Here is a 14,050-nt window from a genome sequence, read left to right as displayed (position 1 = left end):
GGCGCTCACCTCGCCGTCCCCGTGAACAGGGCCATGTTGCCGCGCAACCGGACGATCGGGTCTGCGAAGTGCTCGCGCACCGCGGCCTCCAGGTCGGCCAGCGAGTCCTTGGCGTTGTTGAGGATGCCGCGTTCGTTGTGGTTGCGCAGCATCGACCGGGCCGGGGACGACAGCGGCACGCCGACCGCCAGCACCGTCGACCCGAACACCCGGCCGCCCGGCGCCAGCGCCTTCGCGGCGTTCGCCAGCACCACGGCCTTGTCGCCGATCCCGTCCCCGGGCAGGCAGTGCAGCAGCATGTTCATCGCCACCGAGTCGAACCCGCGCTCGGGCACCGGCAGGGGAGCCAGCACGTTGGCGTGCACCCTCCTCGGCCGCAGCCGCGCCAGCCGCGCGGACGCGAAGTCCAGGGCGTCGGAGTTCAAGTCCAACAACACCACCTCCGGGGACGGCACCGGGAAACGGGTGCGGGCCAGGAAATACCCGGTGCCCACGCCGAGCTCCAGATGCCGGGCCCCGGTGTTGGCCTGGTACAGCGCCCGCATCGCCGACCGCGGGCAGCGCCACACGAACCGGTTGGTCAGTCCCAGCACGAGCGGGTCGTAGATCTTGAGCACCCGCTCGGAGTAGACCTCCTGTCCGGCCAGCACCGCCCGGTCCACGGCGGCCGGTTCTTCATCGACGGACACGTCTCCAACCTCCCGAGGCCGGGCACCGTCACCGGTACCCGGCCCGCGTTGCGTGAGTGATGGGGGAACGGAACAGGGGAGAGACCGGTCAGGCCGGTTTGCGCGCGGCGACGACGGTGTCCGTGGCCGCCAGCGGCTTGGTCGCCACCACCTCGAACCCGGCGTCGGTCAACCACGAACGGCAGTCCGCCGAGGTGTACTCGCTGCCGACCGGTGACACCAGCGCCATACCGACGCTGCCCAGCAGGCTCAGCGTCTTCTCGCGCCGGTCGTCGTCGATCATCCGGTCGTAGACGAACAGCACGCCACCCGGCCGCAGGCCGGCGAAAGCCCGCGCCACCAGGTTCCGCCGCTGGTCGAGGTCGCGGCCGTGCAGGATGTGCCCGAACACGTAGACGTCCGCCGAAGGCAGCTCGTCCTCGACGAAGTTGCCGCCCTCGAACCGCACCCGATCAGCCACCCCGGCCTCGGCGACCCGCTCGTCGAACAGCTCCCGCACCGGCGGCAGGTCGAACGTGGTCGCAGTCAGCCCCGGGTGGGCCAGCACCAGCCGCGTCGCCAGGTCACCGCGCGCGCCGCCGACGTCCACCAAGGTGGCGAAGTCCGACCAGTCCACGAGCGACCCCAGCACGGTCGCGATCTCCTCGTTGAACGCGTCCATCGCGTCCATGAACTTCCGCGCGGCCTCCGGCCTGCGGTAGAGGCCCTCGAAGAAGTTCCCGCCCGGCGGGATCTGCGGCTCGCCGGTGCGCAGCAGGTCGGTCAGCTTGCCCCACAACGGGAACAGCGAAGCGTTGCCCATCTCGGCGAATCCACCCGCGTAGCTCGCGCGGCCGCGAACCAGGAACCGGTCGGCCAGCTCGCTGTTGTGGTAGCCCGCGTCGTCGCGCTCCAGCAGCTTCAGCGCCACCAGCGCGTCCAGGAAGTCCGCGGCCACCCTCGGGTGGATGCCCGCCCGCCCGGCCAGCTCGGCGCGCGGCAGCGGGCCGTCGGCGAGCGCGGAGAACACGTCCAGTTCCAGCGCGCTCATCAGGGCACGGGAGCCGTAGAACGCCATGGCCAGTTCCATGATCGGCAGTGCTTCGGAACCGGAAACCGCCACATCGGCACGGGTCACTTCGGATACCTCCGAACGAAATCGTCAGGGGACAACGTGAAGAAAATGCGGACAACGGGAAAGAGTGCCGGTGGCGAAATTCCCGGTGTGGTCCGATACCGAGTCTCGGCAGCGGGGGCCGCCGGTGTCAAGGAATTCCGCGACAAGCGCGACACCGCCGGGAGAACCTGCGCGGCGCCCGCCGCGGCGTTGCGGCCATACCGCAGCACGGTGCGGGCTTCTCCGATTTCGCCAGGCTAGTCCGCCCGGTTGTATCGAGGACACCGGCGCCAGGACGGGTGCGCCCGCAGACCGCGTCACCACCACCGCCGGCCGTGGGACAAATGTGTGGAGGAATGATTTCATGAGTGACGCTGTGAAGTTGTGGGACGCGGTGTGGAATGCGGTCGAAGCCGATCGCCTCGATGACCTCGACGACCTTTTCGCTGACGACGTCACCTTCCGCACCTCGAGCGCCGAGGGCGTCGGCCGCGACTACGCCAAGGGCGTGCTCACCCGCCACCGCCAGTCGTACCCGGATCTCAACCGAGAGGTGGTGGAGATGGTGGAGGCCGGGGACGGGCGGTCTCTGGTCGTCGAGCTGTTCTTCAACGGCACCCACAAGGGCGCCCTGCGCCACCCCAACGGCGACACCATCGAGCCGACCGACCGGTCCCTGCGCTGGCGCGCGTTCGACAAGATCACCGTCTCCGACGGCCGCATCACCAGCTGGTGCGCCATGTTCGATCGGCTGGCCCTGCTCCAGCAGCTGTCCTGACCCGACCTGAGCGCTGGAGAGAAGCCCGCCATGCGATTCGGACTGGCCCTGCCCCAGTACGGCGACTTCGCCGACGGCGCCTCCGTCGCCGAGGTCGCTCGGCAGGCCGAGCGCCTCGGCGCCGCGAGCCTGTGGGCGAGCGACCGTCTCCTGGTCGCCACCCACCCCCGCAACCGCTATCCGCGCTTCGGCGGTGAGAGCGACATCCCCGCCGCCTACCGGGTCTTTCTCGACCCGCTGGCCGTGCTCGCGGCGGCCGCCGCCGTCACCTCCACCCCTCGCCTGGGCACGGACGTCCTGGTGGCCCCGTGGTACCCACCGGCCCTGCTGGCCCGCACCCTCGCCACCGTCGACCGCATCTCCGCGGGCCGTCTCGTCGTCGGCCTCGGCACCGGCTGGTCCGCCGACGAGTACGAGGCCGTCGGCGTCTCCCTCGCCGAACGCGGCTCCCGCCTCGACGAGGCCCTCGACGTCCTGGACCACCTGTGGACCGGGGACCCGGTCGCCCACCGCGGCGCCCACTGGACCGTCCCGGAGTCCCACCCCGGCGTGCGGCCGGTCGGCCACCCGCCGGTCCTGCTGTCCGCGTTCGCCGGCCGCGCCTTGCGCCGGGTCGTCGAACGCGCCGACGGCTGGCTCCCGGCCGACCTGCCCACCTGGCTGCTCGGCCACCTGTGGACCGGACTGCGCGAGCAGGCCGAGGCCGCCGGCCGCGACCCGGGCACCCTGCGGTTCGTCGTTCGGATCTGCCCCACCGGCGACGCGAACAGCCCGGTCGGCGGCAGCGTCGGCGAGGTCGCCGACTACCTTCTCGCGGCCGCCGAACTCGGCGCCCACGAGTGCGTGGCCGACCTCCAGCAGGTCTGCCGCACCCCGGCCGAACTGATCGAGTTCGCCGGGCACCTCATCGACAAGCTGGCCTGACGGCCGGCCGACACGCAGATCCGGCCGGCCGGACCGGCCCGCGGCGAAAGGACGGTGGGCCCGGTGGCCCTGGCGTACATCCTGGGTGGTGGCCTCAACGACCAACCGGGATCCGGACGGGAACTGTACGAGCAGTACGCCCGCGTCCGCGACACCTTCCGCGACGTGGCGGAGTGGACCGGCCTGTCCGTGGCGCGCGTGCTCGACGAGAATACCGACGACGACGAGTTCCGCCAGGGTGTCGGCGCGATCCGCCAGGCCGCCGTCGTCATCGCCACCCACGACCTGCTGGCCGACCACGGCATCCACCCCGCCGTCGTCGCGGGGCTCAGCCTCGGTGGCCTGATCGGCGCCACCCTCGCCGGCGCGCTCGACCGGGCCGACCTGTTCACCCTGCTGATGCGTGCCCGCGAGGCCCCCACCCTGCCCGAGGGCGCCCCCGAGCAGGGCGTGGCCCTGCTCAGCATCCCGATCGAGGAAGACGTCAGCCGCTTCTGGCGGATGGCCGATCGCCACGTCTACCCGGCCGCCGACCTCGGTCCCGTCGGCGCGGGCCGGGAACGCGTGATCATCCTCGGCGGGCTGCGCGACGCCCTCGCCGAGCTGACCGCCACCCTGCCGCCGCAATGGGTGCAGCGCTCGCCGCAGCACGCCGTCGCCTTCCACACGCCGCTGCAGCAGCACGTCCACGACCACCTCGCTCCGGTCGTCGACGCCATCGCCTTCCGCGATCCGGCCGTGCCGGTGTGCTCGTGCTTCGAACCAGCTGTGCTCACCGACGCCGAGTCGATCCGTGCGATGTTCCACCGCAACTCGGTCGACCCGGTCAGCGTCGTCCACATGCGACACGGCCTGGAGGAACTGGACACCGAGCTCGGCATCGTGCTCGGCCCGTCCCAGTTCGACCGCTACCTGACCTCCCCGTTCCCGGTGGTACACGTGGAAACCCCTGAACACCTCGCCGAGGCCATCGCGACCATCCACGATCTGGGTGTCGAACTGCCCGACGCGCCGGCGGAGGTGGTCCGCTGATGGCCGCGCCGACCACCGCGGGTTCGACCGCGATCGCCGCATGGCTCGACACCGATCTCGACGCGTGGACGCGTCGCGTGGTGGCCCGCACGTTCGACTCGGAGCTGGGCAGCCCGTACTGGCTGCGCCGGGCCGGGGAACTGTCCTTCGACCCGAGGGACGTCACGCGCTACGAGCAGCTCGCCGAGTTCGGTCCGTTCCCCCTGAACGACCTGCGCACGCTGGACCCGGCCGATCTGGTCCCGAAGGCCGTGGCGAGGCCCCTGGTCGGCCGGGTGTGGGACTCCGGTGGCACCACCGGTGACCCGTGCCGCGTGTTCTACACACCGCCGATGCTGGTGCACCGCGCCGAATGGCGCCGCTGGTCCTTCGTCACCGAAGGGTTTCAGCCCGGGCGCACCTGGCTGCAGGCCACGCCCACCGGCCCGCACCTGATCGGCAACGGCTGGTGGGAGGTCTCGGAATTCCACCGGGGCCGGGTGTACGGGATCGACATGGACCCGAGGTGGGTCAAGAGGATGCTGCGCGCGGGCCGGATGGACGCGGCGAACGAGTATGTCGAGCACCTGCTGGACCAGATGTGCACGGTGCTGCTCAGCCAGCGGGTCGACTACGTGAACACGACGCCGGCGCTGTTCCAGGCCCTGGTGCGGCGAGCTCCTGACCTGGTCGCCCGCCTGAGCGGGGCGCGGCTGAGCGGCACTCAGATCAACGGGCGGATGCTGCGCACGTTCCTGGAGGCCCTCGACGGGGGCACGTGCGGCATCAGCTACGGCAACACGTTCGGCAACGCGGCGAGCCTGCCCCCCGAGGACGACGGCGCCGTCCTGCCGTATGTGCCCAACTATCCCCAGGTGACGATGGCCGTCGTGGACAAGCAGGACTGGCGCCGCGAGGTGGGACACGGCGAGGTCGGCCAGGTCCGCCTGACGGTCCTGCACGAGGACCTCTTCCTGCCCAACGTCCTGGAACGCGACCAGGCGGTCCGCTACGACCCGCGCGGCGCCTGGCCCAGCGACGGCGTGGCCAACGTCCGCCCGCTCCAGGTGGTCCGCTCCGCTCCGGAGGGCATCTACTGACTCACGGCCGCACCTGAGTCGGACGCCGCGTGAACCCGGGAAGATCGACAGGGGGTCCCCGTTGGTCGCCGCAAGCCCCTTGCGCGACCAACGGGGGCGGCCCAGGATTTCCGGCCGGCACGATCCGGTGACTCGGCGCGCACACCAGTTGGGGCCGGACGCCTTGTCCGACCCCAATCCGTGCGGCACACCGGTCAGCTGAAGCTGACCTCCGGCTCGACCTTCGTCAGCACCATCGACTGGCTCATCACGGGATAGTGCTTGCTCACCAGCAGTTCCGGCAGCAGCTTCACCACGCGGTCGAAGTCGAACTCCGGGAAGCCGAGCAGCTCGCCGCGTTCACCCTCGTCCAGGCGCAGCGGCAGGCCCCGCAGCAGGCCGTACACGTCGTGGCTGCGGCCCCACACGTTCTGCTCCAGCACCCCGAACGGCTTCAGGTCCAGGAACAGGTCCACCGTGAGCAGCAACTGCCCGCCGGGCTTGAGCAGCCTGGTGATCGCGTCGAGCATCTCCCGCGCCTCCACCGGGTCGACGTGCTCCAGCACAGACAGGCACACCACCGTGTCGAAGCTCTCCGCCGGGTGGTCCCAGTGCTGCACGCCCTCGCCGACGAGGGTCACGCTGGTGCCGAACAACTCGTTCAGCTTCGCGTGGTCGGCGTGCCGCAGCACGAGCCAGAAGTTGGCCTCGGTCGGTGCCTCGTCGTCGGAGATGGCCGCGGCCGGGTCGACCACGGTCACGTCGGCGCCCTGCATGTCGAGCACGAACTGCAGGCCACTGAGCCCGGCGCCGACGTCGAGGACCCTGCGGGGGCCCGGCGGGACGTGGCTCGCGGCGAACGGGTACTCGAAGGTGCGGATCTCGTTGGGGAACTGGAAACCGAACGGGCCGAAGCGCTTCGGATCCGGGTCCGCCAGGCGCTGCTGGGGGTTCATGCCGTCGACGGCCATGTTGCGGCCGGGCGCACCCCACTTCCGGTTGAAGTCCAGGAATTCGGCGGGCAGTGCCTTGCGCGCGATCATCAACCCTCCAGAGGCGGTCGGCCGGCTTGAGCAGCTCTTCGGCGGCGACGCTACCGGGCGCCCCTCGGCGCGGGGACCTCGTGAAGCCGCACCGCGAACGGGGTGAGCCGCACGTGGTTGCGGCATTACCGCAGTTCATCGCATGGGCACGAAAAATAGTTCTGTCCCCAATGATTGGGGCCCTATGCTTATGGGGTGCCTTCCGATGACGACACTCCCGGCCACGATCCCGAGGACCTGCGCCGCACCTCCCTGCCGCAGCTCATCGCGCTTGCCGGGCACGTGGTGAACCGCCAGTGGCACCGCATCACCCAGCAGCACGGCGTGTCCGCCGCCGGCGCGAACGCGCTGCTCATGCTCAAGGACGGCCCGGCCGTGCATCGCGAGGTCGCCCACCGCTGCTGGCTGCACCCCTCGACCATGACCGGCATCGTGGACACCCTGGTCCGCGATGCCCTGGTGACCCGCACGCGTTCCGAGACCGACCGCCGGCAGGTCCTGCTCGCGCTGACCCCGCGCGGGTCGGCGCTGGTGCGGGACCTCGGCCTGGAGATCGAGAAGCGGTTCGCCGCCGTGGAGAACGCGGTTGACGAACGGGCCGAGGTGGTCCGCGAGTTCCTGATCGACACCATCCTGACCGACGCCACGAGTGAGGGCACCCGGTGACCACGACCCCGACCCGACTTGACGCGACGCCGGCCGCCGTGAGCGTGCGCGACCTGGTCAAGAAGTACCCCCGGCGGCCCGTTCCGGCCGTCGACGGCCTGAGCCTGGAGGTCCGCCCGGGCGAGGTGTTCGGCTTCCTCGGCCCCAACGGCGCGGGCAAGTCGACCACCATCGGCGTGCTCACCACCCGCGTCACGCCCGACTCCGGCACTGCCGTGGTGGCGGGCGTCGACGTCGCGGACGACCCGGTGACCGCCCGTGCCCGCATCGGCGTGGTGCCGCAGCGCAACAACCTGGATCGTTCACTGTCTACTATGGACAACCTGGTCTGCCATGCGACCTACCACGGCTGGAGCCGCCGCGACTCCCGGCGCCGTGCCGCGGAGCTGCTGGAGGAGTTCGGCCTGGCCGACCGCGCGCGCGACCGCGTGGACGTGTTCTCCGGTGGCCAGGTGCAGCGGCTGATGATCGCGCGCGCCTTGATGCACGAACCCGAGGTGCTGTTCCTCGACGAGCCGTCGACCGGCCTGGACCCGCAGGCGCGGCTGTTCGTCTGGGAGCGTGTGCGGGCGCTGCGAGAGCGCGGCGTCACCGTGGTACTGACCACGCACGACATGGACGAGGCCGCTGAGCTCTCGGACCGGATCGCCGTGGTGGACCACGGAAAGCTGCTCGCCCTGGACGACACCGATGGCCTCATCCGCCGTTACGCCGACCACCGCACGCTCGCCGTGTCGGCCGAGCCCGCGCCCGGTGACACCAAGCCGGACCTGGGGGCCGCTCTGGCGGCCGTGGACGGCGTGGCGAAGGTGGACGACACCACGGCCGATTCCGCCGACGCGAGCGACCACAAGGTCCGGGTGCGACTGCACCTGGCCACCGGCGAGGACCCCGCCCGGCTCCTTCAGCGCGTCATGGGTGTGCTCACGGCGCGCGGCGCCGCCCTCGACGACGTCCACGCGAGCGAGACCACCCTCGAAGACGTGTTCATCAACCTGACTGGACGGGGACTGCGATGACCTCTCCCACGCTGACCACGCCGGGCGTGCGCGCCGTGGCCCGGGGAGCCCGCCGCACGCCGCCCTCGCCGCTGCGCGTGCTGCTCGCGGTGCTTGCCCGCGACATCAAGGTGACCTTCACCAAGGACTTCGGCTCGTTCGTGGTGCAGATCGCCGCGCAGCCGTTGTTGATGCTGTTCATCTTCGCCAAGGTGCTGGGCGCGCTCGGGTTCACCAGCGACGGCCTCAACGACGTGCTGGTGCCGGGCACGGTGTCGTACTCGGTGTTCCTCGCGGCCATGCAGGCGGTGTCGCTGCCGCTCGTGGTGGAGTTCGGGTACACCCGCGAGATCGAGGACCGGCTGATGGCGCCGGTGCGGACTTCGTTGATCGCCGTGGAGAAGGTGGCGGTCGCGGCCGTGCGCGGCCTGATCGCGATGGTGCTGATGTTCCCGGCCGGGGAGCTCGTGGTGGGCGGCGTCGAGCTGCACTGGTCTGGCCTGCCGCTGGCGGTGCTGGTCGGCTTCCTCGGCGGCTGGGCGGGCGGTGCGGTCGGCCTGATCATCGGCACGTTTCTCCCGGCGAACAAGGTGAACATCATGTACGCGCTGATCCTCGCGCCGCTGCTGTTCACGGGGTGCAGCCAGTACCCGTGGCCGTCCCTGGCGCGGCTGCCGTGGTTCCAGGTGGTCACGGCGCTCAACCCGATGACCTACTCCAGCGAGGGCATCCGGGCGGCGGTGGTGCCCCAGGTGCCGCACCTGTCCGTGCTGGTGTGCCTCCCCGCGCTGGTCGGGTTCTGCGTGCTGCTGACCGCGATCGGCATCCGCGGTTTCCGCCGCCGTGCCATGAGCTGACCGGCGTGGGAGGCAGCGTCGCGGCCGAATCAGGTGAAGACGGATGCGTGCTCGCGGGCCCACTCCCGGAATGTGCGGGGCGCGTGCCCGGTCAGGTCCGCCACCGTTGGCGCCGGCGACGCCCACGGCACATCCGGGCTGCTGAGGACCGCGATCGTGCGGGCTACCTCCTCCTCGCTGCCGAACCACGCGAAAGCCCGGCGGACCGCCTCGGGCGGCATCTCGCGCACCGCGAGATCTCGGCCCAGAACCTCGCCGAGCACGGCGACCTGCTCAGCCGGGCTGATCCGCTCCGACCCGGTCACCGGCAGCGCGACCCCGTCGTGCTCCCGCCCGGCCAGCACCACCGCGGCGACCTCCGCGATGTCCTCCGGGTGCACCGGCACCGAGGGCGCGTTCCCGAACAGCGTCGTCGCCACACCCTCCGTGCGAATGCCGTCCGCCCACTCCAGCGCGTTCGACATGAACGCCCCGGCTCGCAGGAACGTCCACGCCATACCGGATTCGCGGATCAGCGCTTCCGCCTCGCTGTTCCACCGGCCGATGGCGTCGCCAAGATCGGCGGTGACGCTCAACGAGGACAGGAACACGATTCGCCGCGTCCCGGGTCCCGCCGCGGCGAGCACCGCGCGGGTGTGCCGGACCAGTGCGGACACCCGTGCCACCAGGAACACGTCGGTCACCCCGGCCAGCGCGGAGGTCAGCGACGCCGGGTCGTCCAGATCGCCACGTGCCACCTCCACGCCGTCAGGCAGGCCAGCGGCGGCGGGGTCGCGGGTCAGCGCACGCACGGGCACGCCGTTGCCGTGCAGCAGCCGCACCAGCGGGCGGCCGGTGTTGCCGGTCGCGCCTATTACCAGGATCATCTGCCCTCCGTGCTCGGTGATCACCAGGTGACCGGCAGCTCGGCCACGCCGTACACCACGGACTGCTCGCGGAACACCAGGTCCGACTCGGGCACCGCCAGCCGCAGCCGGGGAAACTGGTCGAACAGCGCGGTCAGCGCCAGTCCGATCTCGGCTCGCGCGAGGTTGGCGCCGATGCAGGCGTGCGCACCGTGGCCGAACGCGAGGTTCGCCGTGGGCTCCCGGTCGGTGCGGAAGGCCGCCGGGTCGGGGAAGCGGGCGGCGTCACGGTCGGCCGCGGCCAGCGAGACCAGCACCGGGTCCCCGGCGCGCACGGCCTGGCCGCCGATCGTGGTGTCGCGGTTGACGACGCGGCTCAGGCCCAGGTGGAACACGGTCAGGTGACGCAGCAGCTCCTCCACGACCGCTGCCGTGTCGGTGGTCAGCCGCGAGCGCTGCTCGGGATGGCGCAGCAGGGTCAGCGCGCCCAGCGACAGCATGCTCGCCGTGGTCTCGTGACCGGCGATGAGCAACAGGGTGGCGATGCTGACCAGTTCGGTGTCGCTGAGCGGCGCGTCGTCCGGTGCCGCCGCGACCAGCGCGCTGATCAGGTCGTCGGCCGGCGCCCGTCGCTTCGCCAGCACAAGCTGGTAGATGTAGCCGCAGATGTCGTCGCGGGCTTGCTCGACCGCGCCGTTCTCCTCGCCGTCCAGCGACAGCAGTGACTCCGATTTGGACTGGAACTCCTCCAGGTCGGCGTAGGGCACGCCCAGCAGTTCGCAGATCACCAGTGACGGAATGGGCAGCGCGAACGCCCGCACCAGATCCACCGGGTCGCCGGCCGCGCCCTGGGCGGCCATCGCGTCGAGCCGCTCGGCGATGATCTCGGTGATTCTCGGCTTCAGGGCGCGTACCCGTCTGGTGGTGAAGTAGCCGGTGAGCAGGCGGCGGTAGCGGGTGTGCTCGGGCGGATCCATGAGGATGAACATGCCCGGCGGTGCGGGCGGCGGCTCGCGGTAGGGGCGGTCGGGTCCGACCGGGGACGCGGCATGCGCGCCGGACACGCCGATCGCCGGGTCGGCCAGCGCCGCGCGGCCCTCGTCGAAGCCGGTGACCAGCCATCCGTCCCGGCCGTCCGGGAATGCCAACGGGCTGACGGGCGCGACGGCATGGCGGGCCAACAGCTCCTCGGGCGGGTCGTACGGGCAGGACCGGGTCACCGGCAGCCGCCCCGGGCGCGTCCCGGTTTCCGTTGCGGGCACGGAGATGTCAGTCATCGCGGCACAGCCTCCTCCAGCGGTCTCGGTTTGATGGTGCCCTGTCGCGCGTACGCGGGCCGGGGGCGGAGCCGCCCCACCGATGCGGTTACCGCGAAGTCCTGTGCGGCAAGACCGCATTGGTGCGCGCATTCCCTTGTCCGGCCGGCCGCGTCACGGACAGGATCGGAGCACCAGAAGCCGGCGACGACGGGAGTTCGACGATGACCGCGGTGACCGATGGCGAGTCACTGGACGTGCGGGACTACTACCGCAAGCGCTACGCGAGCAGCACGCCGGCGCAGCAGGAGTGGACGATCGCCACGGCCGCGCCGGAGCTGGTGAACCTGGTCAACACCGGCCGCATCCCGCGCGGTTCCCGCGTGCTGGAGGTCGGCTGCGGGGTCGGTAGCGAATCGGTGTACCTGGCGTCGGCCGGGTTCGAGCTGTCCGCGATCGACATCTCCGCCGACGCGGTGGAGCGGGCCAAGGCGCTGGCCGAATGCTACGGCCTGGGCGACCGGATCGAGTGGGCCGTGGGCGATGTGCTGTCGCTGCCGTTCGACACGGAGGGCTACGACGTGGTCGTCGACCGCGGTTGCTTCCACTGCCTGCGCGCGGCGGAGCGGCCCACGTTCGCCGCGGAGATCGGCCGGGTGCTGCGGCCGAAGGGCCTGTATGTGGTGCGCTGCCTGTCCAGCCAACGCATCGGTGCGCCTGCCCCGCAGCCGACCAGCATGTTCGTGAAGACGTTCGGGGTGTCCAGCCAGGAGTTGTGGGAGACGTTCAGCCCGTACTTCGCCTGTGAGCAGCTCGAACTGGGCTCGCACGCACCCGACGACGAGTCGGTGCCCTGTGGCTGGCTCGGGTTGTGGCGGCGGCTGGAGCAAAACCGTCCCGCTTGACCCCGGCCCCGGCGCCACAGCGGCCTTTGACCGTCCACTGTAGACTCTTGTGCGGCCGGGTCGCGCCGGACTTGATCTCGCTGGTGCCGCGCCGGAAGTGCTTCAACATCCACGATGGGCTGAAGGTGCGCCCAAGGATCGTTCACGGGCCAGTTCCGCAAACTGGTCCGACTGCTGGCCCAGCACGGCGGAGAGGAGATCGCCGATGGCCGGCCTGGCCGTCCGGTGCTGCTGGTGGCCACCTGCTGGCGCACCAACCTCGCCATGCGCCAGATCGGCCCCCTTCTCGGCGTCTCCCGCTCCGCCGCCCACCGTGTGATCGACCCGCTCGGCCCGCTGCTCGCGTTGGCCCCGGTCCGGCGGGTCGCCATCGACGCCGACAGCCCTACCGCAAATCCACTGACGGGGCACTGACGGACTGGCAGGAAGAGCGCAACGCCATCCACCGTAAGGTCCACGCCCGTGTTGAACACGCGCTGGCCCGGATGAAGTGTTGGAAATCCGGTGGGACGGCGACCAACACCAAGAGCAGTTACGAGACATCCCAGGCCGATCCCGCGGCCAGCTCAAGGGCGCGGTGGTTGACGTCCGCTGTCGGTGCGCGGCATCAGGTTCGGGTCGGGCAGTGTCGGCTGGACCTGCCGCCCCTTGCGCGTCGCCGGCTCGTATGTGAAGTGCTCTCGGCTGGTCACCGACCCATCGTGTCGCGGCACGTGGCCGGATCCCCGGCGGCGGGACTTCGTCCCGTCATGCCGCCGGGAACACCGGTCAGGCGTGGGAGAACTGCGAATCGGTGGACAGCATCGTCGGATAGTGCTCGCGGGCGAACCCGCTCAGCTCGCTGCGGTCGCGCAGCCCGGTTTTCTTCTTCAGACAGGCGCGGTGACTTTCGACGGTGCGCAGACTGACGTGCAACGTTTCTGCGATCTGTTTGTTCGTAAGACCTTTGGAGATGAGCGCCAGTACCTTCAGCTCACGGGGAGTGAGTTTGTAGCGCGATTCGGGGGTGTCGTTCGCCAGGACGCGGACGCCGAGCCGTGCGTCCAGGTAGTAACCGCCCGCGAAGATGGTGCTGATGGCGCACTTGAGCTCCTCGGCGTCGGCGCTGTTGTGGACGCAGCCGTGCGAGCCGGCCTTGAGCATCTGTTGGGCGTGGGCCAGGTCCTCGTAGATGGTCAGCAGCAACCGGTGGTCGCCACAGGTGCGGCGGCTGCTGCGCAACCTCCCCACCTCGCGCCCGGAAGCCTTGCCCAGCATCTTCGCGTTCACGATGACCAACGCGGGATCCTGTAGATGCACCTCACGGTGTAGATCGTCCATCGTCGACACCTCGGCGGCCACGGTGATGCCGCATTGCTCGACGAGGCTACGCAGGCCGCGCCTGAAAATGGGCTTGTGGTCGGCCACCACCGCCGAACGGTCTTCATGGGAACGGCCAAGTGTTGTCGTCATCGGTCCCCCTGCCTTGGGCACACGCCGACCGGTGACCGAGGATAATGTGGTCATTCTTCGCCGGAGCTCCCAGACTGCAACGTGATGTGACCAACTAGCTATATCGGCATCGGCTCAAGCGAGTCTAAAAACTTACGTGTCTCCTATGGGAAACGTCACCCCTCTGGCCGAGTGACCAGTAATGCTGGTTGTTTTATCTCGAGTTGTCCGGAATGAGGCCTGCGCCGTGAGCCGCCAACGGGCGGCGAGCGAATGCGGGCAGGCGTCCGACGGAATTGTGGCCAATTGTCGGAAGTGTCCGTTGGTACCGATTTCGTGCGCAATGGCGTGCAGTACGGCGACTTGGGCGGAGTGCAACTGGAACGCGAAGAGCCTGTCGGCGTCGGCCTCGCCGATGCGGGTCGAGTTGAGCAGATTCGGCAGAAATGGGTGAGCACGAGGGCGGCCTTGA

The 14,050-nt window shown here is 70.4% G+C and carries 14 protein-coding genes and 1 pseudogene; 9 read left to right on the top strand and 6 right to left on the bottom strand.

Translation table 11 applies throughout. From position 1 onward, the window contains the following. Positions 1 to 5 precede the first annotated feature (5 nt). Together BJ998_RS39740 and BJ998_RS39735 are read right to left on the bottom strand one after the other, a co-directional pair. Positions 6 to 689 carry a class I SAM-dependent methyltransferase gene (locus BJ998_RS39740; protein WP_184869302.1) on the bottom strand — a complete coding sequence of 228 codons (684 nt, stop codon included), beginning with the start codon at positions 687 to 689 and terminating at the stop codon, positions 6 to 8. An 88-nt stretch (positions 690 to 777) separates the two neighbouring features. After that, positions 778 to 1,806: a methyltransferase gene (locus BJ998_RS39735; RefSeq protein ID WP_184869301.1), complete on the bottom strand. Its 1,029-nt coding sequence runs from the start codon at positions 1,804 to 1,806 to the stop codon at positions 778 to 780. Positions 1,807 to 2,149: 343 nt separating this feature from the next. On the opposite strand from BJ998_RS39735, the gene BJ998_RS39730 reads away from it, so the two are divergent. The 4 genes from BJ998_RS39730 (at position 2,150) to BJ998_RS39715 (ending at position 5,598) form a co-directional block, all read left to right on the top strand. Beyond that, positions 2,150 to 2,563 carry an ester cyclase gene (locus BJ998_RS39730; protein ID WP_184869300.1) on the top strand — a complete coding sequence of 138 codons (414 nt, stop codon included), beginning with the start codon at positions 2,150 to 2,152 and terminating at the stop codon, positions 2,561 to 2,563. A 30-nt stretch (positions 2,564 to 2,593) separates the two neighbouring features. Next, entirely contained in the window at positions 2,594 to 3,487 is an 894-nt protein-coding gene (locus BJ998_RS39725; protein ID WP_184869299.1) for a TIGR03619 family F420-dependent LLM class oxidoreductase, read from the top strand. Between the two features lie 63 nt (positions 3,488 to 3,550). Further along, entirely contained in the window at positions 3,551 to 4,519 is a 969-nt protein-coding gene (locus tag BJ998_RS39720) for an ACP S-malonyltransferase (RefSeq protein ID WP_184869298.1), read from the top strand. Further along, complete coding sequence (locus tag BJ998_RS39715; protein ID WP_184869297.1) at positions 4,519 to 5,598, top strand: acyl-CoA synthetase family protein; 1,080 nt, start codon at positions 4,519 to 4,521, stop codon at positions 5,596 to 5,598. The genes BJ998_RS39720 and BJ998_RS39715 overlap by 1 nt, the downstream gene beginning before the upstream one ends. A gap of 194 nt (positions 5,599 to 5,792) precedes the next feature. On the opposite strand, the gene BJ998_RS39710 is transcribed toward BJ998_RS39715, so the two are convergent. Continuing rightward, positions 5,793 to 6,620, bottom strand: coding sequence for a class I SAM-dependent methyltransferase (locus BJ998_RS39710; protein WP_184869296.1), 828 nt, complete (start codon positions 6,618 to 6,620; stop codon positions 5,793 to 5,795). 195 nt (positions 6,621 to 6,815) lie between these two features. On the opposite strand from BJ998_RS39710, the gene BJ998_RS48135 reads away from it, so the two are divergent. Genes BJ998_RS48135 through BJ998_RS39695 form a run of 3 tightly spaced genes read left to right on the top strand, consistent with a single transcriptional unit; the run spans position 6,816 to position 9,141 of the window. After that, complete coding sequence (locus BJ998_RS48135; RefSeq protein WP_184869295.1) at positions 6,816 to 7,286, top strand: MarR family winged helix-turn-helix transcriptional regulator; 471 nt, start codon at positions 6,816 to 6,818, stop codon at positions 7,284 to 7,286. Beyond that, positions 7,283 to 8,305, top strand: a complete 1,023-nt coding sequence (locus BJ998_RS39700) for an ABC transporter ATP-binding protein (RefSeq protein ID WP_312890600.1) — start codon at positions 7,283 to 7,285, stop codon at positions 8,303 to 8,305. Before BJ998_RS48135 ends, BJ998_RS39700 begins: the two co-directional genes overlap by 4 nt. Next, positions 8,302 to 9,141: an ABC transporter permease gene (locus tag BJ998_RS39695; RefSeq protein WP_184869294.1), complete on the top strand. Its 840-nt coding sequence runs from the start codon at positions 8,302 to 8,304 to the stop codon at positions 9,139 to 9,141. The genes BJ998_RS39700 and BJ998_RS39695 overlap by 4 nt, the downstream gene beginning before the upstream one ends. A 29-nt stretch (positions 9,142 to 9,170) precedes the next feature. On the opposite strand, the gene BJ998_RS39690 is transcribed toward BJ998_RS39695, so the two are convergent. Both BJ998_RS39690 and BJ998_RS39685 read right to left on the bottom strand, forming a co-directional pair. After that, a complete protein-coding gene (locus BJ998_RS39690; RefSeq protein WP_184869293.1) occupies positions 9,171 to 10,007 on the bottom strand; it encodes an NAD(P)H-binding protein in 837 nt (278 codons plus the stop codon). A gap of 20 nt (positions 10,008 to 10,027) precedes the next feature. Next, positions 10,028 to 11,263, bottom strand: a complete 1,236-nt coding sequence (locus tag BJ998_RS39685) for a cytochrome P450 (RefSeq protein WP_184869292.1) — start codon at positions 11,261 to 11,263, stop codon at positions 10,028 to 10,030. A 203-nt stretch (positions 11,264 to 11,466) separates the two neighbouring features. On the opposite strand from BJ998_RS39685, the gene BJ998_RS39680 reads away from it, so the two are divergent. Beyond that, positions 11,467 to 12,147: a class I SAM-dependent methyltransferase gene (locus BJ998_RS39680; RefSeq protein ID WP_184869291.1), complete on the top strand. Its 681-nt coding sequence runs from the start codon at positions 11,467 to 11,469 to the stop codon at positions 12,145 to 12,147. 147 nt (positions 12,148 to 12,294) lie between these two features. Next, a pseudogene (locus tag BJ998_RS39675) lies at positions 12,295 to 12,647 on the top strand (transposase family protein); the annotation flags it as partial. A 268-nt stretch (positions 12,648 to 12,915) separates the two neighbouring features. On the opposite strand, the gene BJ998_RS39670 reads toward BJ998_RS39675, so the two are convergent. Continuing rightward, positions 12,916 to 13,599, bottom strand: coding sequence for a response regulator transcription factor (locus BJ998_RS39670; RefSeq protein WP_184869290.1), 684 nt, complete (start codon positions 13,597 to 13,599; stop codon positions 12,916 to 12,918). Positions 13,600 to 14,050: the final 451 nt, after the last annotated feature.

The organism is Kutzneria kofuensis (genome assembly GCF_014203355.1).
GTDB classification, from domain to species: domain Bacteria; phylum Actinomycetota; class Actinomycetes; order Mycobacteriales; family Pseudonocardiaceae; genus Kutzneria; species Kutzneria kofuensis.
This window is presented reverse-complemented; position numbering and strand designations above follow the sequence as displayed.